The organism is Variovorax sp. V35, assembly GCF_041154465.1.
Classification (GTDB): Bacteria; Pseudomonadota; Gammaproteobacteria; order Burkholderiales; family Burkholderiaceae_C; genus Variovorax; species Variovorax boronicumulans.
On sequence record NZ_AP028666.1, the window covers coordinates 5,450,339 to 5,473,905 of the forward strand.

General features: G+C 69.1%; 27 protein-coding genes. 14 read left to right on the plus strand and 13 right to left on the minus strand.

All coding sequences use genetic code 11. From position 1 onward, the window contains the following. Window positions 1-8 precede the first annotated feature (8 nt). The 5 genes from ACAM42_RS25070 to hda all read right to left on the minus strand — a co-directional run bounded on the left by ACAM42_RS25070 (window position 9) and on the right by hda (window position 4,902). A complete protein-coding gene (locus tag ACAM42_RS25070) occupies window positions 9-1,019 on the minus strand; it encodes an inorganic phosphate transporter (RefSeq protein WP_062475084.1) in 1,011 nt (336 codons plus the stop codon). A gap of 14 nt (window positions 1,020-1,033) precedes the next feature. Beyond that, window positions 1,034-1,678, minus strand: coding sequence for a DUF47 domain-containing protein (locus ACAM42_RS25075; protein ID WP_056571891.1), 645 nt, complete (start codon window positions 1,676-1,678; stop codon window positions 1,034-1,036). Between the two features lie 222 nt (window positions 1,679-1,900). Continuing rightward, a complete protein-coding gene (gene folK, locus ACAM42_RS25080; protein WP_369629769.1) occupies window positions 1,901-2,536 on the minus strand; it encodes a 2-amino-4-hydroxy-6-hydroxymethyldihydropteridine diphosphokinase in 636 nt (211 codons plus the stop codon). Further along, entirely contained in the window at window positions 2,533-4,170 is a 1,638-nt protein-coding gene (gene pcnB / locus ACAM42_RS25085) for a polynucleotide adenylyltransferase PcnB (RefSeq protein ID WP_369629770.1), read from the minus strand. Before pcnB ends, folK begins: the two co-directional genes overlap by 4 nt. 42 nt (window positions 4,171-4,212) lie before the next feature. After that, complete coding sequence (gene hda / locus ACAM42_RS25090) at window positions 4,213-4,902, minus strand: DnaA regulatory inactivator Hda (RefSeq protein WP_056571899.1); 690 nt, start codon at window positions 4,900-4,902, stop codon at window positions 4,213-4,215. Window positions 4,903-5,054: 152 nt separating this feature from the next. Here hda and purM point away from each other — a divergent pair, with 152 nt between their 5' ends. The 5 genes from purM to ACAM42_RS25115 all read left to right on the plus strand — a co-directional run bounded on the left by purM (window position 5,055) and on the right by ACAM42_RS25115 (window position 9,557). Continuing rightward, window positions 5,055-6,095, plus strand: a complete 1,041-nt coding sequence (purM, locus tag ACAM42_RS25095) for a phosphoribosylformylglycinamidine cyclo-ligase (RefSeq protein WP_056571902.1) — start codon at window positions 5,055-5,057, stop codon at window positions 6,093-6,095. A 50-nt stretch (window positions 6,096-6,145) separates the two neighbouring features. Then, window positions 6,146-7,216: an AI-2E family transporter gene (locus ACAM42_RS25100; protein ID WP_095950558.1), complete on the plus strand. Its 1,071-nt coding sequence runs from the start codon at window positions 6,146-6,148 to the stop codon at window positions 7,214-7,216. A gap of 112 nt (window positions 7,217-7,328) precedes the next feature. Further along, window positions 7,329-7,901: an isochorismatase family protein gene (locus ACAM42_RS25105; RefSeq protein WP_369629771.1), complete on the plus strand. Its 573-nt coding sequence runs from the start codon at window positions 7,329-7,331 to the stop codon at window positions 7,899-7,901. 61 nt (window positions 7,902-7,962) lie between these two features. Further along, window positions 7,963-8,592 carry a DJ-1/PfpI family protein gene (locus ACAM42_RS25110; protein WP_369629772.1) on the plus strand — a complete coding sequence of 210 codons (630 nt, stop codon included), beginning with the start codon at window positions 7,963-7,965 and terminating at the stop codon, window positions 8,590-8,592. Beyond that, window positions 8,562-9,557 (plus strand): GlxA family transcriptional regulator, encoded by a 996-nt coding sequence (locus tag ACAM42_RS25115; protein ID WP_095746422.1) that lies wholly within the window; start codon window positions 8,562-8,564, stop codon window positions 9,555-9,557. The genes ACAM42_RS25110 and ACAM42_RS25115 overlap by 31 nt, the downstream gene beginning before the upstream one ends. Here ACAM42_RS25115 and ACAM42_RS25120 read toward each other — a convergent pair. Beyond that, on the minus strand, window positions 9,554-10,846 hold the full coding sequence (locus ACAM42_RS25120; RefSeq protein WP_369629773.1) for an RNA polymerase sigma factor: 1,293 nt from the start codon (window positions 10,844-10,846) through the stop codon (window positions 9,554-9,556). The genes ACAM42_RS25115 and ACAM42_RS25120 overlap by 4 nt on opposite strands. A 143-nt stretch (window positions 10,847-10,989) precedes the next feature. Between ACAM42_RS25120 and ACAM42_RS25125 the strand changes: the two genes are divergently transcribed. Next, the gene (locus ACAM42_RS25125) at window positions 10,990-11,883 is read left to right on the plus strand and encodes a formylglycine-generating enzyme family protein (protein WP_369632802.1); all 894 of its coding nucleotides are present in this window, start codon (window positions 10,990-10,992) and stop codon (window positions 11,881-11,883) included. A gap of 6 nt (window positions 11,884-11,889) precedes the next feature. Here the strand turns inward: ACAM42_RS25125 and ACAM42_RS25130 are convergent, their stop codons facing one another. The 5 genes from ACAM42_RS25130 to murJ form a co-directional block, all read right to left on the minus strand. Beyond that, the gene (locus ACAM42_RS25130) at window positions 11,890-12,309 is read right to left on the minus strand and encodes a YciI family protein (protein WP_139706498.1); all 420 of its coding nucleotides are present in this window, start codon (window positions 12,307-12,309) and stop codon (window positions 11,890-11,892) included. Between the two features lie 31 nt (window positions 12,310-12,340). Next, entirely contained in the window at window positions 12,341-12,763 is a 423-nt protein-coding gene (locus ACAM42_RS25135; protein WP_369629774.1) for a YciI family protein, read from the minus strand. A 123-nt stretch (window positions 12,764-12,886) separates the two neighbouring features. After that, on the minus strand, window positions 12,887-13,315 hold the full coding sequence (locus ACAM42_RS25140) for a VOC family protein (protein WP_056571928.1): 429 nt from the start codon (window positions 13,313-13,315) through the stop codon (window positions 12,887-12,889). Between the two features lie 23 nt (window positions 13,316-13,338). Then, window positions 13,339-14,190: a SirB1 family protein gene (locus ACAM42_RS25145; RefSeq protein WP_062477211.1), complete on the minus strand. Its 852-nt coding sequence runs from the start codon at window positions 14,188-14,190 to the stop codon at window positions 13,339-13,341. Window positions 14,191-14,254: 64 nt separating this feature from the next. Then, complete coding sequence (gene murJ / locus ACAM42_RS25150; RefSeq protein ID WP_369629775.1) at window positions 14,255-15,808, minus strand: murein biosynthesis integral membrane protein MurJ; 1,554 nt, start codon at window positions 15,806-15,808, stop codon at window positions 14,255-14,257. A gap of 118 nt (window positions 15,809-15,926) precedes the next feature. Here murJ and rpsT point away from each other — a divergent pair, with 118 nt between their 5' ends. Further along, on the plus strand, window positions 15,927-16,241 hold the full coding sequence (gene rpsT, locus ACAM42_RS25155) for a 30S ribosomal protein S20 (protein WP_056571937.1): 315 nt from the start codon (window positions 15,927-15,929) through the stop codon (window positions 16,239-16,241). Between the two features lie 162 nt (window positions 16,242-16,403). On the opposite strand, the gene ACAM42_RS25160 is transcribed toward rpsT, so the two are convergent. After that, window positions 16,404-16,742: a DUF3579 domain-containing protein gene (locus tag ACAM42_RS25160; protein WP_119558463.1), complete on the minus strand. Its 339-nt coding sequence runs from the start codon at window positions 16,740-16,742 to the stop codon at window positions 16,404-16,406. 160 nt (window positions 16,743-16,902) lie between these two features. Between ACAM42_RS25160 and ACAM42_RS25165 the strand changes: the two genes are divergently transcribed. Genes ACAM42_RS25165 through ACAM42_RS25180 form a run of 4 tightly spaced genes read left to right on the plus strand, consistent with a single transcriptional unit; the run spans window position 16,903 to window position 19,955 of the window. Continuing rightward, window positions 16,903-18,114 (plus strand): aspartate aminotransferase family protein, encoded by a 1,212-nt coding sequence (locus ACAM42_RS25165; protein WP_062477203.1) that lies wholly within the window; start codon window positions 16,903-16,905, stop codon window positions 18,112-18,114. Then, window positions 18,111-19,046 carry an ornithine carbamoyltransferase gene (gene argF / locus ACAM42_RS25170; protein ID WP_159275677.1) on the plus strand — a complete coding sequence of 312 codons (936 nt, stop codon included), beginning with the start codon at window positions 18,111-18,113 and terminating at the stop codon, window positions 19,044-19,046. Before ACAM42_RS25165 ends, argF begins: the two co-directional genes overlap by 4 nt. A gap of 34 nt (window positions 19,047-19,080) precedes the next feature. Then, a complete protein-coding gene (locus ACAM42_RS25175; protein ID WP_307637422.1) occupies window positions 19,081-19,641 on the plus strand; it encodes a hypothetical protein in 561 nt (186 codons plus the stop codon). Next, on the plus strand, window positions 19,638-19,955 hold the full coding sequence (locus tag ACAM42_RS25180; RefSeq protein WP_062477195.1) for a YkgJ family cysteine cluster protein: 318 nt from the start codon (window positions 19,638-19,640) through the stop codon (window positions 19,953-19,955). The genes ACAM42_RS25175 and ACAM42_RS25180 overlap by 4 nt, the downstream gene beginning before the upstream one ends. A 128-nt stretch (window positions 19,956-20,083) precedes the next feature. Here the strand turns inward: ACAM42_RS25180 and ACAM42_RS25185 are convergent, their stop codons facing one another. Next, the gene (locus ACAM42_RS25185) at window positions 20,084-20,560 is read right to left on the minus strand and encodes an Lrp/AsnC family transcriptional regulator (protein WP_070062307.1); all 477 of its coding nucleotides are present in this window, start codon (window positions 20,558-20,560) and stop codon (window positions 20,084-20,086) included. A 176-nt stretch (window positions 20,561-20,736) separates the two neighbouring features. On the opposite strand from ACAM42_RS25185, the gene kynB reads away from it, so the two are divergent. The 3 genes from kynB to kynA are packed head-to-tail and all read left to right on the plus strand — an operon-like array spanning window position 20,737 to window position 23,529. After that, complete coding sequence (kynB, locus tag ACAM42_RS25190) at window positions 20,737-21,381, plus strand: arylformamidase (protein ID WP_159273237.1); 645 nt, start codon at window positions 20,737-20,739, stop codon at window positions 21,379-21,381. Window positions 21,382-21,394: 13 nt separating this feature from the next. Then, a complete protein-coding gene (gene kynU, locus ACAM42_RS25195) occupies window positions 21,395-22,675 on the plus strand; it encodes a kynureninase (protein ID WP_369629776.1) in 1,281 nt (426 codons plus the stop codon). Continuing rightward, on the plus strand, window positions 22,672-23,529 hold the full coding sequence (kynA, locus tag ACAM42_RS25200) for a tryptophan 2,3-dioxygenase (RefSeq protein WP_369629777.1): 858 nt from the start codon (window positions 22,672-22,674) through the stop codon (window positions 23,527-23,529). Before kynU ends, kynA begins: the two co-directional genes overlap by 4 nt. Window positions 23,530-23,567: the final 38 nt, after the last annotated feature.

A 23,567-nucleotide genomic window follows, 5' to 3' on the forward strand; every position in this document is an offset into this window, starting at 1 on the left:
TCAGTGCTTCAGAAAATCTGCCAACTGAACCAGTAAGCCATCGCCGCGACGAAGGCCGAGGCGGGAATGGTCAGGACCCAGGCCCAGACGATGTTCCCCGCCACGCCCCAGCGCACCGCGCTGGCGCGCTGCGTGGCACCGACGCCGACGATGGCGCCCGTGATGGTGTGCGTGGTCGAGACCGGAATGCCCAACGCGGTGGCCAGGAACAGGGTCAGCGCCCCACCGGTCTCGGCGCAAAAGCCGCCCACGGGCTTGAGCTTGGTGATCTTCTGGCCCATGGTCTTCACGATGCGCCAGCCGCCGAACATGGTGCCCAGCGCAATGGCGGCGTAGCAGCTCACGATGACCCAGGTCGGTGGCACCGCGTCGCTGGCCGAGGCGTAGCCGGTGGCGATCAGCAGCATCCAGATGATGCCGATGGTCTTCTGCGCGTCGTTGCCGCCGTGGCCCAGGCTGTAGGCGCCGGCCGAGACCAGCTGCAATCGCCGGAACCACCGGTCCACGCGCGACGGCGTGGCACGCCGGAAGCCCCATGCCACCACGATCATCATCAGCGAGCCCAGCAGGAAACCCAGCAGCGGCGACACGAAGATGAAGGCCACGGTCTTCCAGATGCCGGAAGCCACGAGGCCGCTGGTGCCGGTCTTGGCGATCACGGCGCCCACGATGCCGCCGATCAGCGCGTGCGACGAGCTGCTCGGGATGCCGTAGTACCAGGTGACGAGGTTCCAGCTGATGGCGCCGATGAGCGCCCCGAACACCACGTGCACGTCGACCACGCCGGGCTGGGCGATGCCCTTGCCCACGGTCGCGGCCACGCTCAGGTGGAAGACGAAGATCGCGATCAGGTTGAAGAAAGCCGCGAACACCACGGCCTGCCCCGGCTTCAGCACGCCGGTGGACACCACCGTCGCGATCGAATTGGCGGCATCGTGGAAGCCGTTCATGAAGTCGAACAGGATCGCGAGCGCGACCAGCACCACCACCACCCAGAGGGCGACCTGCACCGTTGTCATCGGCTGCTACCCGCTCAGGAATTCTCGAGGACGATGCCCTCGATCACGTTGGCCACGTCCTCGCACTTGTCGGTGATCGTCTCGAGCAGCTCGTAGATCGCCTTGAGCTTGATGACCTCGCGCACGTCCGGCTCTTCGCGAAACAGCTTGCTCATGGCGCTGCGCATCACGCGGTCGGCATCGGATTCGAGGCGGTCGATTTCCTCGCAGGTCTTGAGCGTGGCCTCGGCCACGGCCGGGTCGGCGATCTTGCCGAGGTACTTCACGGCGTCCTTGAGGCGGTCGCAGCACTTCACGCTCAGGGCCGTGAGGCGCACGATCTCGTCGGTCATGTGGCGCACGTCGTACAGCGCCATGGTCTCGGCCGAGTCCTGGATCAGGTCGGCCACGTCGTCCATCGTGTTGATGAGCTTGTGGATCTGCTCGCGGTCGATGGGCGTGATGAAGGTCTTGTGGATCAGGCGGTTGACGTCGTGCGTCACGCGGTCCGCGGCGCGCTCGGCGTTGTCGACGTCGCGGTTGTACTGTTCGCGCAGATGCACGTCCGCATAGTGGGTGACGAGCTGCTCGAACGCACGCGCCGCCTCCACGATGCGCTCGGCATGCTGGTTGAACATTTCAAAAAAATTGCCCTCTCGGGGCAGCAGCTTGCCGAACATGGAAAAAACTCCTGGGACGCGCCAATCACAATTTCATGACGCCTTCGTGAAAACTTCCCGAGTTTAACGGGCACGACCGGAACGACCGGTCGGGCCGACCTTCGGGCCCTGGCGCGACAGGCCCGCTCAGGCCGGCAGCCGCAGTGCCACGACCAGCCGCACGCACGCGGCAACGCCGGCGAGATCGGGCAGTTGCGGCCGCATGCCGGCGGCCCCCAAGGGTCAGCGGATTTTCTGGATGACCTGGCCAGTCACGCGCGCCAGCGCGGCGCGCGGCACCTTGTCGGGCGCGATCTCGGCCAGCGGCTTGAGCACGAAGGCGCGCTCGCGCATGCGCGGGTGCGGCAGGGTCAGCGTGGGGCTTTCGATCACCGAGTTGCCGTGCATCAGCAGGTCGAGATCGAGCGTGCGCGGCGCATTGGGAAAGGGCCGCTCGCGGCCGGCCAGCGTTTCCAGGCGCTGCAGCGCGATGAGCAGCTGCTCCGCGTCCAGCCCGGTGCGCACGGCCACCACGGCGTTGATGAAGTCGGGGCCTTCGGCATCGACCGGCGCGCTGCGGTAGAGCGACGAGCGGGCCGTGACCTGGGTGCGTTGCAACGCGCCGATGGCGGCCATGGCCTCCTTCACGGTCGCCTCGGCATCGCCCAGGTTGGCGCCGATGGCGACGAAGGCCTGCACGGTGGGGTAGTCCTCGCGCGGACCGCGTGGACGCGAAGGCGCGCGGCGCGCGGGCGGGCCGCTCTTGCTGCCGGCCGATGGCGGCTTGCTTCCGGCGCGCGGCGCGGGCTTGCCCCCCTTAGCTGCCTTGGCTGCCGGGGCGCTCTTCTTGCCGTCCTTCGGCCGGTCGGGCGTGCTCATTCGCCTGCGGCGCTCCCGCCGCCCTCGCTGCCACCACCACCGCTACCGCCGCCCACGGGGCGCGGCTTGCGCCGGCGCTTGCGCTTGCGCGGCGCGGCGGCTTCGCCATCCGGCGGCACGGCGTCGGCCTCGATGTCGGGTCCGTCGCCGTCGTCCGATTCGGTCGCGGCCTGTTTCTGGCGCGCCAGCTGCTCGCTGCGCGGCTTGGGCGCAGCGGCCGGGTCGCGCAGACGCACGCGCTGGCGCACCTTCTGTTCTTCGCGGACCTGTTCGAGCAGGTCCTGGCGGCGCAGGTCGTCGGCGGTGCTGAACTCTTGCCACCACTCGGCGATGGCCTCGCCGACTTCGCCCACGTCGGCACGCAGGCGCATGAAGTCGAAGGCGGCGCGGAAGCGCGCCTGCTCGACCAGGCTGTAGGGCGTCGAGCCGGTGCGCTTGTCGAAACGCGGCTGCATCATCCAGATCTCGCGCATGTCGGCGGCCAGCTTGCCGCGGCCCGACACATCGCCGATGCGCGAATTGAACACGTCGTCGATGGCGTCCTGCAGCGCCGGGAACGGCGGCTGCGGGCGCTGGCCGTGACGGCCTTCCTGGCGCTGGGCCCAGCCGTCGCGCACGTCGGCCCACAGCACGCAGGCCAAGAGGAAGCTGGGCGCCACGGGCTTGCCTTCGCCGACGCGACGGTCGGTGTCCTGCAGGGCGGCCTTCACGAAGGGCTGGTCGGCGCGTTCCACCACCACGTCGAGCAACGGGTAGATGCCGGTGGCGAGCCCCAGCTTGCGCAGCTGCTCGACCGTGGCGATGGCGTGGCCGGTCTGCAACAGCTTGAGCATCTCGTCGAACATGCGGCTTTGCGGCACGTCGGCCAGCAGCTTGCTCGATTCGATGAGCGGCGCGGCGGTCTTGGCTTCCATCTTGAAACCGAGCGCGGCCAGCTTGGCCGAGAAGCGGATGGCGCGAATGATGCGCACCGGGTCTTCGCGGTAGCGCGTGACCGGGTCGCCGATCATGCGCAGCGTGAGCTTCTGGGCGTCCTTGATGCCGTTGTGATAGTCGACCACCACCTGGTTGGCCGGGTCGTAGTACATGGCGTTGACGGTGAAGTCGCGGCGCGCCGCGTCTTCTTCCTGCGGGCCCCAGACGTTGTCGCGCAGCACGCGGCCGCTGGCGTCCACGGCGTGCTTCATGCTCGCCAGTTCGCCCTTGCTGGTGCGCTCGTTGCCGGCCACCTGCTCGGCGGCGGCGCTGTCCATGTAGGCGCGGAAGGTCGAGACCTCGATCACTTCATGTTCGCGGCCGCGGCCGTACACCACGTGCACGATGCGAAAGCGCCGACCGATGATGAAGGCACGGCGGAACAGCGACTTGACCTGCTCGGGCGTGGCATTGGTGGCCACGTCGAAGTCCTTGGGGCGCAGGCCCAGCAGCAGGTCGCGCACCGCGCCGCCCACCACGTAGGCCTCGTAGCCGGCCTGCTGCAGCGTGGTGACCACGTTCTTCGCGCGTTCGTCGACCAGGGCAGGATCGATCTTGTGAACCTCTGCCGGCACCTCCTGGCGCTTGCCGAAGCGGCTCTTGCCCTGTGCGCTGCCGGCGGACTTGCCGAGCAGCTTGTCGATGAATTTCTTGATCATTGGTTGTTTTTCGAGGAGGAGCAGGCGCTTCTTCTTATCTGTCTATTCGTTTTCGAGCATGGAGCGGATCAGCGGAATGGTGATCGCGCGTTGGGTCTGCAGGGCGTAGCCGTCCAGCTGCGACAGCAGCTCCATCAGGCTGCCCAGGTCGCGGCTGAAGCGGTGCAGCATGAAGTCGAGCACGTCGTCGGACAGCATCACGCCGCGCGCGTCGGCCGCCTGGCGCAGCACCGCGCGGCGTTCGCTTTCACTCAGCACCTGCAGATGGAAGACATGGCCCCAGCCGAGGCGGGTGCGCAGGTCTTCGCGCAGCGGCAGGTCGGCCGGCGGCAAGGCGCCGGCGGCGACCACGCCGCGCTGCAGGGTCTGGGCGTTGACAAACCAGTTGAAGGCCGCGTGCTGCTGCACCGCGGTGTAGAGGTGGACGTCGTCGAGCAGGACGGCGCCCCAGCGCTCGTCGAACTCGGGCGGCTCCAGCAGGCCGGCGTGCAGCCAGCCCACGCTGGCGCCCTGCTCGGCCAGTGCGACACGCACGGATTCGAGCAGGTGGGTCTTGCCACTGCCGCTGTCGCCCCAGAGGTAGGTCGGCACCGGCGAGTGCAGCGCGGGGCTGCCATCGGCGCCGCCGACCCACACTTGCAGGTGTCGCAGCGCCGCCTCGTTGGGGCCGGCAAAAAAGGCGTCGAAGCTGGGGCCCGTCGCAATGCCGATATCGAGCGCGAGCTGTTTCATCCCGGGAAGGTTCATGGAGGGGGCCCGGAGGGCCCTTAAAATCGTGAGGAATTCTATCGGCCCGGCCGCCTCGGTCGCCGGCGCCTCCCCTGCCCGCCCTTCCTCGCTGCTTCGCGAACCTTTTCGCTCCTTCTTCTCGACACCGCCCGCCCATGACCTCCTCCACGCCCACCCCGCTCAGCTACAAGGACGCCGGTGTCGATATCGACGCAGGCGACGCCCTGGTCGACCGCATCAAGCCGCTGGCGAAGAAAACCATGCGCGAAGGCGTGCTGGCCGGCATCGGCGGCTTCGGCGCCCTGTTCGAAGTGCCCAAGCGCTACAAGGAACCGGTGCTGGTGAGCGGCACCGACGGCGTGGGCACCAAGCTCAAGCTGGCCTTCGAATGGAACATGCACGACACGGTCGGCATCGACCTCGTGGCCATGAGCGTCAACGACGTGCTGGTGCAAGGCGCCGAGCCCCTGTTCTTCCTGGATTACTTCGCCTGCGGCAAGCTCGACGTGGACACGGCCGCGGCCGTGGTCGGCGGCATCGCCCGCGGCTGCGAACTCTCCGGTTGCGCCCTCATCGGCGGCGAAACCGCCGAAATGCCCGGCATGTACCCGGCCGGCGAGTACGACCTGGCCGGCTTTGCGGTCGGCGCGGTCGAAAAGTCGAAGATCCTCACGGGCCAGAACGTCAAGCCCGGCGACGTGGTCCTGGGCCTGGCCTCGGCCGGCGTGCATTCCAACGGTTTCAGCCTCGTGCGCAAGGTGATCGAACGTGCCGGCGCCGATTTGCCCGCCACCCTCGACGGCAAGCCCTTCCGCGAAGCCGTGATGGAGCCCACCCACCTGTACGTGAAGCCCGTGCTCGAGGCGCTGGGCAAGCACCCGATCAAGGCGCTGGCCCACATCACCGGTGGCGGCCTGCTCGAGAACATCCCGCGCGTGCTGCCCGAAGGCACCGCCGCCCACCTGAAGAAGGGCAGCTGGCCCCAGACCGAGCTCTTCGCCTGGCTGCAGAAGGTGGCCGGCATCGACGACATCGAGATGAACCGCACCTTCAACAACGGCATCGGCATGGTCGTCGTGATCGACGCGGCCGAAGCCGCCGCCTGCGCCGCCACGCTGCGCGCCGCCGGTGAATCGGTGCACGAGATCGGCGTGATCGCCGAGCGCGGCGACGGCGCGGCCGTGGTCGTCGCCTGATCGCGCGCCCGTTCTTTTTTCTTTTTCTCACCGCACGCCCCGCTCCCCGGATGGCCACGCCGCTGCCCGACGCCACCCTCGCCGCCCCGCCCCCGGCCGCCGCCTCCCGCCACGTGGTACTGGCCAGCTACCTGCTGATGCTCGCGGGGCTGATGCTCGTGATGTGGCAGCACCTGCTGCCGGGGCTGCTGTGCGTGTGCATCGGCTTCCTGGTCGCACGCTGGTTCGCCCGGCTGCTGGGCGGCTGGCTGTCGCGCCTGAAGCCCCTGCGTTCCGCCGCCGGCAGCCTGGCCCGGGTGGTGGCGGTCACGCTGGTGCTGCTGGGCCCGATCGGCCTGGTCACGCTGGGGTTCTCGCAGGCGCGCGAGTACGTACTCGATGCGCCCGACCAGTACCGCGAACTGCTCGACTACACGGCCCGCACGGTGCTCGAGCTGCGCTCCAAGCTGCCGCCCGACATCGCCGTCTACCTGCCCGAGGGCGCGGCCGAGGTGCAGCGCATCGTCGCCAACTACCTGCGCACGCAGGCCGGCTCGCTCGCCATGGCCGGGCGCGCCTGGCTGGGCGGGCTGCTGTTCGCCTACGTGGGCCTGATCATCGGCGCGCTGGCCGCCGTGGCGCCGGCGCCGGCCCAGCGCCGGCCGCTGGCGCAGCAGATGTTCCTGCGCATCACCACCTTCGGCGAGGCCTTCGGCCAGATCGTCGCGGCACAGTTCTGGATCGCCGCCTTCAACACGCTGCTGACCGCGATCTTCCTGCTGTTCCTGATGCCGCTGTGGGGCCTCGAGCTGCCCTACACGCCCGCGCTCATCACCCTAACCTTCGTGGCCGGGCTGGTGCCGATCGTGGGCAACCTGGTCTGCAACTCGGTGATCACGCTGGTGGCGCTGTCGGTGTCGCCAGTCACGGCCGCGGCCTGCCTGGCCTTCCTGATCCTGATCCACAAGGCCGAGTACGTGATCAACGCCAAGGTGGTCGGCGCGCGCACGCAGATGCGCGTGTGGGAGCTGCTGTCGGTGATGTTCGTGGCCGAGGCGGTGTTCGGCCCGGCCGGGCTGGTGGCGGCGCCGCTGTACTACGCGTACCTGAAAAAAGAACTGCACGCGGGCGGCCTGGTCTAGCGGCCGGGCGATGTCCTGATCTGATCGGTTCCGGTCCGCATCGGCGCGGACGAGGCGCTGGCGGCGTCCAAGAATAGGCGGCATCATCCACTTTGCCTTGCCCGCCACCGCCATGACCACCTGTCTGATTGTGATCGACGCCCAGGAATCGTTCCGCCACCGCCCCTACTGGAACGCCGCCCTGCTCGCGCCCTACCTCGAGGCCCAGAACGCGCTGATCGCCGGTGCCGTGGCGGCCGGACTGCCGGTCGTGCGCGTCTTCCACGTCGATGCGCCGCCATCCCCCGCCAACCCCTTCGCGCTCGAATCGGGCCATGTGCGCCCGATCGAGGGTCTCGCGCCTTTCGAGGCGGCCGCCACCTTCACCAAGCACCGCCACAGCGCGCTGGTCAACAGCGGCCTGGACGTGTGGCTCACGCAGCACGGCATCCGCCGCCTGATCGTGAGCGGCATCCGCACCGAGCAGTGCTGCGAAACCACCACGCGCCACGCCTCGGACCTGGGCTGGGAGGTCGACTACGTGACCGACGCCACCCTCACCTTCGACATGGTGCAGCCCGACGGCCGCCCCTTGTCGGCCGCCGACATCAAGGCGCGCACCGCGACCGTGCTGGACGGGCGCTTCGCCACGGTCTGCAGCGTGGCGCAGGCGTTGGCGCGTGCCACGGAAGGCGCGACCGCATGAGCGCCGCGCCGGGCCGCCCCAAGCAAGCTCGCACCGAAGTGCGAAGCACGGAGGTATTTCAATGACCCCGCTGCGCGTGCGCATCCTGGCCTACGACGGCGTCGAGGCGCTCGATTTCGCCGGCCCCTTCGAGGTCTTCACCACCGCCGCCCGCGTCCACCAGCGCCTGCAGCCGGGTGCGCCCGCGCCATTCGAGGTCGCCTCGGTCGCCCACACCCGCACCGGGGAACCGGTGCAGGCGCGCGCCGGCCTGCGGCTGCTCGCCGACCACACACTGGCCGATGCCGCCGCCACCGCCGACGTGCTGGTCGTCCCCGGCGGCGTGGTCGATGCGCCCATGGCGAGCCCCGACACCCTGCGCTGGATCGCCCGGTGCGCGGCCAGCGCGCAGCTCGTCGCCTCGGTCTGCACCGGCGTCTTCCTGCTGGCGCAAAGCGGCGTCGTGACGCGCGAGGCGGTCACCACGCACTGGGAAGACCTCGCCGACCTGCGCGCCCAGTTCCCGCAGCTCGACGTGCGCGACGGCGTGCGCTGGGTCGACACCGGCCGCATCGTCAGCTCGGCCGGCATCAGCGCGGGCATCGACATGAGCCTGCACCTGGTCGAACGCCTGGCCGGACGCGACCTGGCCGAGCGCACGGCGCGCCAGATGGACTACGCATGGACCCGCAACGAGCCCCTGTCCGCGTAGTTTTCGTGCTCCTGCCCGACAGCCTGGTGCTCGACTGGGCCGGGCCGGCCGAGGCGTTGCGCATCGCCAACCAGCGGCTGCGCGCGGCGGGCCAGCCCGAGCGTTTTGTCATCGAATTCGCGGGGCCGCGACCCAGCATGAGGGGCTCGGTCGGCGTCGCGCTGTCGGGGCTGTCGCCATTGCCGACGCAGTGGGACGGCCCGGGCTGGGTGGTACTGGTCGGCCTGCCGGGCGACACCATCGCGACCGACACGCCCGAGGCGCAGGACCTGCTGCACTGGCTGCGCGGCCAGCGCTTCACGCGCGGCGGCGTCGAGCTGGTCACGGTCTGCGCGGGCGCGCTGCTCGCGGCGCACGCGGGCGCGCTCACGGGGCGGCGCGTCACCACGCACCACCATCACCTGGACGAGCTGCGCACCGTGGAGCCGCGCTGCGAGGTGGTGAGCAACCGCGTGTTCGTGATCGACCCGCCGGTCTACAGCAGCGCGGGCGTCACGACGGGCATCGACCTGATGCTGCACCGCATCGCCGACACCTGCGGCGAGGCGCTGGCGGCCCAGGTGGCGCAGGCGATGGTGGTGGCGCTGCGGCGCGGCCCGCACGACCCGGAGCTGTCGCCCTTTCTCGCCTACCGCAACCACCTGCACGCGGCACTGCACCGGGTGCAGGACGCGGTCAGCGAACAACCGCAGGCCGACTGGAGCGTGCCGCGCATGGCCGAGGTCGCCCACACCTCGGCGCGGCACCTGACGCGGCTGTTCGTCGAGCACGCGGGCGTGGCGCCGCTGGCCTACCTGCGCCGGCTGCGGCTGGCGGCCGCGCAACTGGCGCTGGCCTCGGGCGCCAGCGTGACGCGGGCGGCCGAGCTGTCGGGCTTCGGCTCGGACACGCAGCTGCGCCGCGCGTGGCACCAGTTCGGGCTGCCGGGCTCGCCTTCCGCGGGCACGTCGGCGCCCGTCCGCTAAGGCTTGTCGCCGCAGGCCTCGGCGCGCGCCCGCAGCAGCGCCTGCTCGCGCGTGTTGCGCGTGAGCGAGGCGGCACGCTGGAACTCCCGCCGCGCCTCGTCGCGGCGGCCCAGCTTGAAGAGCAGGTCGCCGCGCACGGTCGGCAGCAGGTGGTAGCCCTTCAGCGCGGGCTCTTCCTGCAGCGCATCGACCACCTCCAGCCCGGCCGCCGGCCCGAAGGCCATCGACAGCGCGACCGCGCGGTTCAGCTCGACGATGGGCGACGGCGACAGCGCGGCCAGCGCGTCGTACAGCGCCGCGATGCGGGCCCAGTCGGTCTCGCCCGCGGTGCGCGCGCGGCCGTGGCAGGCGGCGATGGCGGCCTGCAGCGCGTAAGGGCCGAGCGCGCCGCCCAGCGCTTCGGCGCGCGCCAGCGCCGCCAGGCCGCGGCGGATCAGCATCGGGTCCCAGCGCGCGCGGTTCTGGTCGAGCAGCAGCACCGGCTCGCCCGAGGCGCCCACGCGCGCAGCGGTGCGCGAGGCCTGGATTTCCATCAGCGCGACCAGCCCGTGCACCTCGGCCTCGCCGGGCACCAGCTCGGCCACGATGCGGCCCAGGCGCAGCGCCTCGTCGCACAGCGCGGGGCGCATCCAGTCGTCGCCGGCGGTGGCCGAGTAGCCTTCGTTGAAGATCAGGTAGAGCACCTCGAGCACCGAGGCCAGCCGGGCCTCGAGCTCGTGGCGGCGCGGCACCTCGAAGGGCACGCGCGCCTCGGCCAGCGTGCGCTTGGCACGCACGATGCGCTGCGCCACGGTGGCCTCGGGCACGAGAAAGGCGCGCGCGATCTCGTCGGTCGTGAGGCCGCCCATCAGCCTCAGTGTGAGCGCCACGCGCGCCTCGGTCGAGAGCACGGGATGGCAGGCGGTGAACACCAGGCGCAGCAGGTCGTCGCCAATGTCGTCGTCGAGCGCCGCATCGACCGCCTGCGCGAAATCGGCCTCGGCCATGGCGTGCAGCGCGTCGAGCTCGCGGCCGATCTCGGGCGCCTTGCGCTCGGCCAGTTGCACGTGGCGCAGGCGGTCGAGGGCGCGGTGCTTGGCCACCTGCGTGAGCCAGGCGGCGGGGTTGTCGGGCACGCCGTCGACGGGCCACTGCTCGAGCGCGGCCACCAGCGCGTCCTGCGCCAGCTCTTCGGCCAGGCCCACGTCGCGCACCTTGCGCGCGAGCGCGGCGATGATCTTCGCGGACTCGATGCGCCAGACCGCCTCGATGGCGCGGTGGATGGCGGCGGCGTCTGGTCCGCTGCTCATGCGGCCTCGCTCCGGCCCGGCAGGCCGGATAGCATGCGGCCATGACACCACGCCTCGTCTTGTGGAGCCTGGGTTTCGCGTTCGGCCTCGCCTGCGGGGGCGTCCGGGCGGACGACCTCGCCGTGGAACGCAACAGCCTGGGCATGGCCTTCGTGCGATTGCCGGCCGGCGAATTCCTCATGGGCAGCGACGAGCCGCCCGAGACGCTGGCACGCGACTACCCGCAGCTGCCCAAGGAGCGCTTCACCCAGCTGGCCGACGAAGGGCCGGTGCACAAGGTGCGCATCACGCGGGCGTTCTGGATGGGCCGGCACGAGGTGACGGTGGGCCAGTTCCGGCGCTTCCTCGATGCCTCGGGCCACGTGCCCGAATCGGTGGCCGACGGCACCGGCGGCTACGGCTGGCGCGCCGACTACGACCCCGCCACCACGCGGCGCGGCGATGCCTTCGAAGGCCGCGACCCGCGCTACTCGTGGCGCAACCCGGGCTTCGCGCAGGGCGACGACCACCCGGTCGTCAACGTGAGCTGGAACGACGCGCAGGCGCTGGCCGCCTGGCTGAGCCAGACGGAGGGCCGGCGCTACCGCCTGCCGACCGAGGCCGAGTGGGAGTACGCCTGCCGCGCCGGCACGCGCACGCGCTACAGCACGGGGGACGATCCGGCCACGCTGCTGCGCGGCGCCAATGTGTTCGACACGCGCAGCGCCGCGCATTGGCCGCGCTGGCGCGCGATGGCGCTCGCGGGCGACGACGGTTTTGCCTTCACCGCCCCGGTCGGCAGCTTCGCGCCGAACGCCTGGGGCCTCTACGACATGCACGGCAATGCGTGGGAGTGGGTGGCCGACTGGCATGGCGACGAATACTACGCGCGCTCACCGGTCGACGACCCCCAGGGCCCGGCCACGGGCACCGTGCGCGTGCGCCGTGGCGGCTCCTGGCACACCTGGGCTTTCTATGCCCGCTCGTCGTACCGCAACTGGAATGCGCCGGACACGCGCTACACGCTGGTGGGCATCCGGCTGGTGCGGGACGACTAGGTCGGCTTACTTCTTCAGGGTCTGCTGCATCGACGTGAACTCGCTCGCCACGTCCTGCACCTCGGGCGAGAAGTCCTCCATCTCCTGTACCTGGCGGATCTCGATGACCTCGTTCTCGCTGCCCGGGCAGCGGCTCGCCCATTCGATAGCCTCGGCGCGCGAGGCGACATCGATCAGCCAGTAGCCGCCCAGCACCTCCTTGGCCTCGGCGAAGGGGCCGTCGACCACCTTCGGCTTGCCGCCCGGAAAGCTCACGCGCGCGCCCATCGACGGCGGATGCAGGCCCTCGCAGCCGATCAGCACGCCGGCCTTCTGCAAGGACTCGTTGAAGGCCATCATCGACCCCACGCGTTCGACGTCGTCGGGCACCGTGCCGGGCGCGGCGTTTTCGTAGCCGTGGGGAATCATCAGCAGCATGAATCGCATGATCGTTTCTCCTTCGAGGAATGGATGAAGTTCAGCGGCCGGCCTTGGCAGCCGACTCGGTGCGCAGGCGGTCTTCCTGGGCCAGCAGCTCGGGCGTCATGGCCTCGCCGAAATCGGTGGCCTCGAAGACCTGGCGGATCTCGATCTCGCCTTCCTGGAACGGGCTGCGCTTGATCCACTCGATGGCTTCTTCCTTCGACTTGACCTGCAGCAGCCAGAAGCCCGCCAGCAGTTCCTTCGTCTCGGTGAAGGGGCCGTCGATGACGGTGCGCTTCTTGCCTTCGCAGCGCACGCGCGCGCCCTTGGACGACGGGTGCAACCCCTCGCCCGCCAGCAGCACGCCGGCCTTGACCAGTTCCTCGTTGAACCGGCCCATCTCGGTGAGGAGCTCGGTGCTCGGCATCACGCCGGCTTCGGAATCCTTGCTCGCCTTGACCAGAACCATGAATCGCATGTCGTTTCTCCTGAAAGTGGGTGGGGATCGGGAGACGCCGGAATCTGCGTGCTCCTGTTCACACGTCGCGCGAGCGGGCCACGGATCGACACGGCCGCATCGATCTGTTTGTAATTTTGTGTTTCAGAGATAGCCGCAGAACCGCAGCACGTGGCCGTCGGGTTCGCGGATCGCGAATTCGCGCAGGCCCCAGGGCTGGGACGTGGGCGGCTCGATGATGGTCACGCCGCGCTTCACATAGGCGGCGTGCAGGCCGTCGATGTCCTTGCCGACGTGGATCACGATTTCGCCGCGCCACGGCCGGGCTTCGCGGCTGCCGCATTGCCACAGGCGCAGGTACACGGGGTCGCCATAGCTGCGGTCACCCTTCATCACGCGGGCGTAGCTGGGCGGCTCGCCGGCGATGAAGTCGATCTCGAAACCCAGCACCTCGGAAAACCAGCGCGCGGCGCGCGAGACGTCGGACACCGGCAGCACCGGCTGCACGCCGTGGAATTCGTGCAGCGTGCCCAGGTCGGGCGCCGCGCTCACGCCGGTGCGGGTGTCGGTCATGGGCGTTGTGGCTGTAGGGCTGGTTAGTTGGCCAGGCGCCGCAGCAGCGCCACGCGCTCGGCGATCGCGTCGATGTCGAGCGCGTCTTCGGCGTTGGCGAGGTAGGTTTCGAGGTCGCGCACGGCCAGCGCCGCATGGCCCTGCTCGGCATGCGCAACGCCGCGGTCGCGGTGCTCGCCCCAGGCGGTGGGCAAGAGGGCAATGAGGCGGTTCTGCACCGCGATGTAGCGCGGCCAGTCTTCCTGCGCGTGGTGCACTTCCTTCAGGTTGCGCAGCATGCGCGCGATGATCTCGCGCGGGCTCGCGGGCTGCAGATACAGGCCCAGCGGCACGTCGAACTCGCCGACCAGCCCGTTGCCGCGCTTGTAGGGCTCGAGCCGCTCGCCCAGCTCTTCGCGCGAGAGCGACTTGCCGGTGAACGGGTCGATCACGACCTGCCCCTTGGGCAGCGTGACCTTGACCATGAAATGCCCCGGGAAGCTGATGCCGCGCGTCTGCAGGCCCAGGCCCTGCGCCAGCTCCATCCACAGCACGGCCAGCGAGATCGGAATGCCGCGGCGGGTGCGCAGCACGGCGTTCAGGTAGCTGTTGTCGGGGTCGTAGTAGTCATTGACGTTGCCGCCGAAATTCAGGTCGCTGAAGAAGAACTGGTTCAGCGCGCGCAGCCGGGCCAGCGGCGCGGCGTCGGCCGGCAGGCGGCGCTTGAGGCGCGCGAGCAACTGGTCGACGTCGCCCAGCACCTGCTGCACGTCGAGTTCGGGGTATTCGTCCTGCGCGATGCTGGCGGCCGCTTCGAGCAGCGGAAAGTGGTCATCGCTGCCGACCAGCGACTCGAAATATTCCAGTGCCGTGGGAACCTGGTAGCTGAACGTCATATGGCTTTGTAGAGGAGCCCGCAGGGAGCGTCAAGGCAGTGTTTTCCGGCTCGCCAACGGCGCTTCAGCGGCGCATGAAACTGCGCAGGCGCACGCCCGCCGCCGTGAGCACGGCGAAATAGAGCAGCGCGGCGCCGGCGATGAGCGCGGCCAGAAGGCCGATGCGGTGCAGGCGCTGCGCGCGCAGGCCGACCCAGTCGAAATAATGTGCGCCCCAGGCCAGCAAGGCCGCCAGCACCACGGTGCCCAACAGCACCTGCAGCGCGAACTTGCCCCAGCCGGGCTCGGGGGTGTAGCTGCCGCGGCGGATCAGGCCGATCAGCAGCCACAGCGCGTTGACCAGCGCGCCGATGCCGATGGTCAGCGTCAGCGCCGCGTGCTGCAGCAGCGGCACCAGGAAGAAGTTGAGCACCTGCGTGAGCACCAGCACGGTGACGGCGATCAGCATGGGCGTGCGCGTGTCGTGTTTGGCGTAGTAGCCGGGCGCGAGCACCTTCACCGCCACGAGGCCGACCAGCCCCACGCCGTAGCCCATGAGCGCCACGGTGGTGCGGCCCACGTCCTCGCCGGTGTAGGCGCCGTTGTGGAACAGCACGGCCACCAGCGGCTTGGCGAACAGCAGCAGCGCCACGGCGCACGGCGCCGCCAGCAGCACCACGAGGCGCAGGCCCCAGTCGAGCAGCGAGGAGTAGCGCGCGTCGTCTTTGGCGGCGCGGGCGCCGGCGAGTTGCGGCATCAGCACCACGCCCAGCGCCACGCCGAGCATGGCGGTGGGGAATTCCATCAGCCGGTCGGCGTTGGTGACCCAGGTCACGCTGCCGGTGGCCAGGTGCGAGGCGATCTGCGTGTTGATGAGCAGCGAGATCTGCGCCACGCTCACGCCCAGCAGCGCCGGCAGCATGAGCTTCATGACCTTGCGGGTGGTCGGATCGGTCCACGCGGCGCGCAGCGCCTTGAAGCTGGCGCCGATGCGCGGCATGAGCCCCAGCGCGCGCAGCGCCGGGATCTGCAGGGCCAGCTGCAGCACGCCGCCGACCATCACGCCCACGCACTGGGCATAGATCGGCTCGATGCCGTAGCGGCGGAACAGCGGCGCGCCGATGGAGATCGACAGGATCAGCGCGATGTTGAGCAGCACCGGCGACGCCGCCGGCACCGCGAACTTGCGCCAGGTGTTGAGAATGCCGCCCGCCAGCGCCACCAGCGACATGAAGCCGATGTAGGGGAACATCCAGCGCGTCATGACCACGGCGGCGTCGAAGCCCTGCAGGCCGCTGGCCATGGCCCAGACCAGCAGCGGCGCGCCGGCCACGCCGGCCACGCACAGCACCACCAGGGCCCAGGTCAGCAGCGTGGCGACGTGGTCGACCAGCTCCCGGGCGCCCTCCTGCCCCGCCTCGGTCTTGCGCGCGGCCAGCACCGGCACGAAGGCCTGGCTGAAGGCGCCCTCGCCGAACACGCGGCGAAACAGGTTGGGGATGCGAAAGGCGACGTTGAAGGCGTCGGTGAGCGCGCTGACGCCGAACACCGAGGCAAACAGCACGTCGCGCACGAGGCCCGTGATCCGCGAAGCGAGGGTCAGCAGGGAGACGGTGGAGGCGGATTTGAACAGGGACACGGGGGCGAGTGTAGGGCTGCGAAAGGTAGCAAAAGCAGGCAATTCGGCAAAAACCGGAACCCAGCCTATAATGGAGGGCTTTGCTGCATCATCCTCAGACACCTAAGGAACACTAAATATGGCATCCGCCAAGCCCAAGAAGAAGAACCCGCGCCTCGCGTCGGGCCGCAAGCGCGTCCGCCAGGACGTCAAGCTCAACGCTGCGAACACCTCGCTGCGCTCCAAATACCGTACCGCTGTCAAGAACGTCGAAAAGGCTGTTCTGGCTGGCGACAAGACCAAGGCAAGCGAACTGTTCGCGAAGGCCCAGAGCATCGTCGACACCGTCGCCGACAAGGGCATCTTCCACAAGAACAAGGCCGCCCGCGACAAGAGCCGCCTGTCGGCCAAGGTCAAGGCCCTCGCCCTGGCGCCTGAAAAGGCCGCCGCCTGACACCTGTCAGGCAAGCCCGGACCGGAATCCTCCGGTCCGCCGTTTGATCGGGGTGCGCTGCAGCAAGCAAAAGTGAAAAACCGCCTTCGGGCGGTTTTTTCATGGGCGCTCGAAAAGTGCCCAGGCCAGAGCGGCCGCCCAGAAAAGAAAAAGGCCTGGAAGTCAGGCCTTTTTGGGAGGGGGCGGCGTGTCCGCCGGGTCGGGCACCAGGCAGGCCTCGGCCACCTGGAGGTTGTTGTCTTTGGCGAAGTTCACGCAGAAGTCCCAGGCCATGGGCTCGGCGTCGCGCAGGGCGCGGTTCACCACCACGCATTTCACGCCGTTGATGGTCGTGGGAATGCACCAGGGCGAATAGCTCAGGTGGCTGCCCGGGTAGGCGCCGCCGGGGCGGAAGGAGCACATGACGCCGGCGAGGCGTTCGGCCCAGTCGCTGGGGCGAAAAGTGCGGCCATCGTGGGTGATGCCCTGGATGAAGATTTCTTTGGCGTTGGGGGAAATCATCGTGAAGTGAGGCGACCGGAACAGGTGCTGCGGTGCAGCAAGCGATTGTATCCGGGGCCCTTTTTGCATCCTGAATGGGGGGCATTGCTGTGATGCGGAATCCTCAACGAAGCCGTCAAATCGCACGCCTAGAATTCGTGTTCCCTATCTGGAGTACCGAATGAGCGCCACCGCCCAGCAACCCACCTCGCCCCACGTCATGAACACCTACGGTCGCCTGCCGATCGCGCTGTCGCACGGCCAGGGCTGCCGAGTCTGGGACACCACGGGCAAGGCCTACCTCGACGGCCTGGGCGGCATCGCCGTCAACACGCTGGGCCACAACCACCCCGAGCTGGTGCCCGCCCTGCAGGACCAGCTGACCAAGCTGATCCACAGCTCCAACTACTACCACGTGACCGGCCAGGAACAGCTCGCCACCAAGCTCACCGAGCTGTCGGGCCTGACCAACGCCTTCTTCTGCTGCACCGGCCTGGAAGCCAACGAAGCGGCCCTGAAGCTGGCCCGCAAGTACGGCCACGACAAGGGCATCGAGCGCCCCGAAATCGTCGTCTACGAAGCCGCCTTCCACGGCCGCAGCATCGCCACGCTGTCGGCCACCGGCAACCCCAAGGTGCAGGCCGGCTTCGGCCCGCTGGTCGAAGGCTTCATCCGCGTGCCGCTGAACGACATCGAGGCGCTCAAGAAGGCCACCGAAGGCAACCCCAACGTGGTCGCCGTGTTCTTCGAAACCATCCAGGGCGAAGGCGGCATCAACCCGATGCGCGTCGACTACCTCAAGCAGGTGCGCCAGCTGTGCGACGAGCGCGACTGGCTCATGATGATCGACGAAGTGCAGTGCGGCATGGGCCGCACCGGCAAGTGGTTCGCCCACCAGTGGGCGGGCATCAAGCCCGACGTGATGCCGCTGGCCAAGGGCCTGGGCTCTGGCGTGCCGATCGGCGCCGTCGTGGCCGGCCCCAAGGCCGCCAACATCTTCGGCCCCGGCAACCACGGCACCACCTTCGGCGGCAACCCGCTGGCCATGCGCGCCGGTGTGGAAACCATCCGCATCATGGAAGAGCACAAGCTGCTCGAGAACGCCGCCACCGTGGGCGCCCACCTGAAGGCTGCGCTGGAGCGCGAGATCGGCAGCCTGCCGGGCGTGAAGGAAATCCGCGGCCAGGGCCTGATGCTGGGCATCGAGCTCGACCGGCCCTGCGGCGCGATCCTGAACCGCGCCTGCGACGCCGGCCTGCTGCTGAGCGTGACGGCCGACAAGGTGATCCGCCTCGTGCCGCCGCTCATCCTGAGCATTGCCGAAGCCGACGAGATCGTTGCGATCCTCGCGCCGATCGTCAAAACCTTCCTCTCGGAGCCTGTTGCGCAATGACGACCGCCGCCGCACCGAACGCCCTGCGCCACTACCTGCAGTTCTCGGACCTCACGGCCGACGAATACGTCTACCTCTTCGATCGCATGGCGATCATCAAGAAGAAGTTCAAGACGTACGAAAAGCACCAGCCGCTGGTCGACCGCACGCTGGCCATGATCTTCGAGAAGGCCAGCACGCGCACCCGCGTGAGCTTCGAGGCCGGCATGTACCAGCTCGGCGGCAGCGTGGTGCACCTGACCACGGGCGACAGCCAGCTGGGCCGCGCCGAGCCCATCGAGGACAGCGCCAAGGTCATCAGCCGCATGGTCGACCTGGTGATGATCCGCACCTACGAACAGACCAAGATCGATGCCTTCGCCGCGCACTCGCGCGTGCCCGTCATCAACGGCCTGACCAACGAGTTCCACCCCTGCCAGATCCTGGCAGACATCTTCACCTACATCGAGCACCGCGGCTCCATCCAGGGCAAGACGGTGGCGTGGGTCGGCGACGGCAACAACATGGCCAACACCTGGCTGCAGGCCGCCGAAATTCTGGGCTTCACCGTGCACGTGAGCACGCCCAGCGGCTACGAGGTGGACCAGTCGATCGCCGGCATCCGCTCGGGCGACAGCTACAAGGTCTTCAAGGACCCGATGGAAGCCTGCCGCGGCGCCGACCTCGTCACCACCGACGTGTGGACCAGCATGGGCTACGAGGCCGAGAACGAGGCGCGCCGCAAGGCCTTCGCCGACTGGTGCGTCGACGAGGACATGATGCGCATCGCCCAGTCCGACGCCCTCTTCATGCACTGCCTGCCCGCGCACCGCGGCGAGGAAGTGCAGGCCGAGGTCATCGACGGCCCGCAGTCGGTCGTGTGGGACGAGGCCGAGAACCGCCTGCACGCACAGAAGGCGCTGATGGAGTTCCTGCTGCTCGGCAGGCTCTGACAGACACCCGACCGCTGACCGACCCAGGCGCCGCATGGAGCTGATGAACCGCTACCTGCCGCGCTACCAGTTCGCGGAGACGCACAGCCTCCACGTGCCCGCGTCGCCCGCGCGCGTGCTCGACGTGGCGGCCCGCCCCGAGATCACCGACGACCCCGTGGCGCGCAGCCTGATCGCGCTGCGCGAACTGCCGAACCGCCTGGCCAGCCGGCTCGGCCTGGCCGCTCCCACGCTGCGCCAGCGCGAGGCCTTCGGGTTTGCCGACTTCACGCCGCTGGGGCGCGACGGCGAACGTGAACTGGCCTTCGGGCTGGCCGGCCGCTTCTGGCGCTTCGACTATGGCCTGGTCCCGCTGGCCGACGGCCCGGCCTTCGCCGCGCTCGATGCCACGGGCCTGGCCAAGCTGGTGCTTCACTTCACGGCCGAGCCCGAGGGCACGGGCACGCGCCTCACCACGCGCACCCGGGTCTGGTGCGGCGATGCCGCCGCGCAGCGCCGCTTCACCGCCTACTGGCTGCTGATCCGCCCCGCGAGCGGGCTGATCCGCCGCCGCATGCTGCAGCGCGTGCGTGACGCCGCGCTGCTCCCCTCATGAATCCCTGCCAGACCTGCGGCGCCTGCTGCGCCAGCTACCGCGTCGACTTCAGCGTGCACGAGCTCGACGACCACGGGGGCCGCGTGCCTTCGGGCCTGGCGGTCGACGTGAACGACGCGCTTTGCCGCATGCGCGGCACCGACCACACGCCGGCGCGCTGCGCCGCGCTCACCGGAAAGATCGGCCAGTCGGTGGCCTGCGGCATCTACGAATGGCGCCCCAACCCCTGCCACGAGCTGCAGGCCGGCAGCGATGCCTGCCAACGCGCGCGCCTGCGGCATGGGCTGCCGATGCTGTCCGACGAGCTGCACTGACGGCCCAGAAGGTGTGAAGAAACCGTAGCGAGCGCCCCGAGGTCGCATCGAGGACCGGAACCGTACACGCGTACGGTGAGGACCGCAGATGCGAGATCGGGGCGCGCAGTAGGTTGATTCACACCTTCTCAGGCCATGGGTACCGGCAACCCACCCAGTTGCCCCTTGAACTCCTGCAGCGAGAAATGCGTCTGCACGTGGCGCACGCCCGGCAGGCGGTGCAGCTTGCGCTGCAGCAGGTCGGAATAGGCATCGAGGTCCTTCGCGACCACCACGAGGATGAAATCCGCCGGCCCCGAGATGCCGTGGAACATCACCACCTCGGGAATGGCGCACACCGCGTCCTCGAAGGCGCGCGACGAGATCTCGGTCTGGTGGTCGATGCCGACCATCACGAAGGCCAGCACGCCGAAGCCCAGCGCGCGCCGGTTCAGGCCCGCGTGGTAGCCGCCGATCACGCCGTCGTCCTCCAGCTTCTTCACCCGGCGCCAGCACGGCGACTGCGACAGGTGCGCCATCTGCGCCAACTCGCCCGAGGTCAGGCGGGCGTTGTCCTGCAGCGCGCGCAGCAGCTGGAGGTCGGTTCGGTCGAGGTCGGCTTGCATGATCTGTTCTCCAATTCCCGTTGATTGAATAGATTATTCAATCTTTCGATGATTGATGGATAACTTCTCGACTCAAGGCAGTCACTGCGCATAGCATTCGGCACCCGCCGGCCCCTTGTGGAGCGACTCCAACCGGCCCACACTGCCCTTTTTCTTCCTTCGCCCTGCCGCCCGCCATGACCGCCCCGCTCCGACTCTGGGACATTTCCGCCCCCGTGCACGCCGGCAGCCCGGTGTTCCCGGGCGACACGCCGTATTCGCAGCAGTGGTGCGCCACCATCGGCCCCGGCTGCCCCGTCAACGTGAGCGCGATCACGCTGTCGCCGCATGTGGGCACCCATGCCGACGCGCCGCTGCACTACGCCCCCGAAGGCCAGACCATCGGCCAGGTCGATCTCACGCCCTTCCTCGGCCCGTGCCGCGTGATCCATGCGATCGGCCGCGGCCCGCTGGTCACCTGGGAGCACATCGCGCATGCCGTGAACGACACACTGCCCCCGCGTGTGCTCGTGCGCACCTACCCGGCCATGCCCGTCGACCGCTGGGACCCGCAGCTCGCGGCCTATGCACCCGCCACCGTCGAGCGCCTGGCGGCCATGGGCGTGAAGCTCATCGGCATCGACACCGCCAGCATCGACCCGGCCGACAGCAAGACGCTCGACAGCCACCAGCGCATCCGCCACCTGGACCTGCGCGTGCTCGAGAACCTCGTGCTCGACGACGTGCCCGAGGGCGACTACGAACTCATCGCGCTGCCGCTCAAGCTGACAAGCGCCGATGCCTCCCCCGTGCGCGCCGTGCTGCGCGAACTTCCCCGCTGAAACCCTCCCTTCCATGACGACGACCCTTGCCGACTGCCGCGCCCTCGACGCGCAAGACCCGCTGCGCGCCCTGCGCGACCAATTCACCCTGCCCGAGGGCGTGCTCTACCTCGACGGCAACTCGCTCGGCGTGCTGCCCAAGGCCGCGCCCGCGCGCATCGCCGAAGTGGTGGCCAAGGAATGGGGCGAAGGCCTGATCCGCTCGTGGAACACCGCGAGCTGGTTCGACCTGCCGCAGCGCCTGGGCGACAAGGTGGCCCGCCTGATCGGCGCCGCGCTGGGCGAAGTGGTGTGCACCGACAGCACCTCCGTCAACCTCTACAAGGTGCTGTTCGCCGCGCTCTCGCAGCAGAAGGCCAGCGGCCGCAAGCTGGTGGTGAGCGAACGCAGCAACTTCCCGACCGACCTGTACATCGCCGAATCGCTGTGCCGCGAACGCGGCTTCACGCTGAAGCTGATCGATGCGAGTGAGCTCCCAGCCGCACTGACCGATGAGGTCGCCGTGCTCATGCTCACGCACGTCAACTACCGCACCGGCGCCATGCACGACATGAAGGCCGTCACCGCCGCCGCGCACGCCGCGGGCGCGCTCACCGTGTGGGACCTGGCGCACAGCGCGGGCGCCGTGCCCGTGGCGCTCAACGACAGCGACGCCGACTACGCGATCGGCTGCGGCTACAAGTACCTCAACGGCGGCCCCGGCGCGCCCGCTTTTGCCTGGGTGAACACGAAGCACGCAGGCCAGTTCGAGCAGCCGCTGTCCGGCTGGTGGGGCCACGCGGCGCCCTTCGAGTTCACGCCGCACTACCGCCCTGCCCCAGGCGTCGGCCGCTACCTGTGCGGCACGCAACCGGTCATCGCCTTGGCCGGGCTCGAATGCGGACTCGACACCGTGCTGGCCGCCGAAGCCTTCAACGGCACCGGCGGTGCGATGGCTGCGCTGCGCAGCAAGTCGCTCGCGCTCACCGACCTGTTCATCCAATTGGTCGAGCAACGCTGCGCAGGACAAGGCCTGTCGCTCGTCACGCCGCGCGACCACGCACTGCGCGGCTCGCAGGTGTGCCTCAGCCGCGAGGAAGGCGCCTACGCCATCGTGCAGGCGTTGATCGCGCGCGGCGTGATCGGCGACTACCGCGCCGGCGATTCGCAGATGCCCGACATCCTGCGCTTCGGCTTCACGCCGCTGTATGTCGGCTTCGAGGATGTGTGGCACTCGGTCGAACACCTCGTGCAGGTGCTCGAGACCGGCGAGTGGCGACGCGCCGAATTCAACCGCAAGAACGCAGTGACATGAGCACCGACAACGACAACAAGACCCCCGAGTCCATCGTCCACGAAGAGAAGGCGCAACTGGACTTCAGCAAGTCCATGAGCTACGGCGACTACCTGCACCTCGACGAGATCCTGAACGCGCAGCACCCGCTGTCGCCCGCGCACGACGAGATGCTGTTCATCGTGCAGCACCAGACCAGCGAGCTCTGGATGAAGCTCATGCTGCACGAGCTGCACGCCGCCGTGCAGTGCATCGCGCAAGAGCGCCTGCCCGACGCCTTCAAGATGCTCGCGCGCGTGAGCCGCATCATGGAACAGCTGGTGAGCGCATGGACCGTGCTCTCGACCATGACGCCGCCCGAGTACACGGCGATGCGCCCCTACCTCGCCAACTCCAGCGGCTTCCAGAGCGCGCAGTACCGCTGCATCGAGTTCCTGCTCGGCAACAAGAACGCCGCCATGCTCAAGCCCCACGCGCACCGCGCCGACCTGCTCGCGCAGGTGGACGCGGCCTACCGAGCGCCCTCGCTGTACGACGAGTCGCTGCGCCTGCTCGCACGCCACGGCCTGCCCGTGCCCGCCGACCGGCTGGAGCGCGACTGGACCCAGCCCTACGAATCGAGCGACGGCGTCGAGGCCGCCTGGCTCACGGTGTATCGCAATCCGCACGACCACTGGGACCTGTACCAGCTCGGCGAAAAACTCACCGACCTCGAAGACGCCTTCCGCCTCTGGCGCTTCCGCCATGTGACCACCGTGGAGCGCGTGATCGGCTTCAAGCGCGGCACCGGCGGCACGGGCGGCGTGAGCTACCTGCGCAAGATGCTCGACGTGGTGCTGTTCCCCGAGATCTGGAAGCTGCGCACCGATCTGTAGCGCGACATGCGGGGGTTCGCGGTGGCCCCGGGCGAACG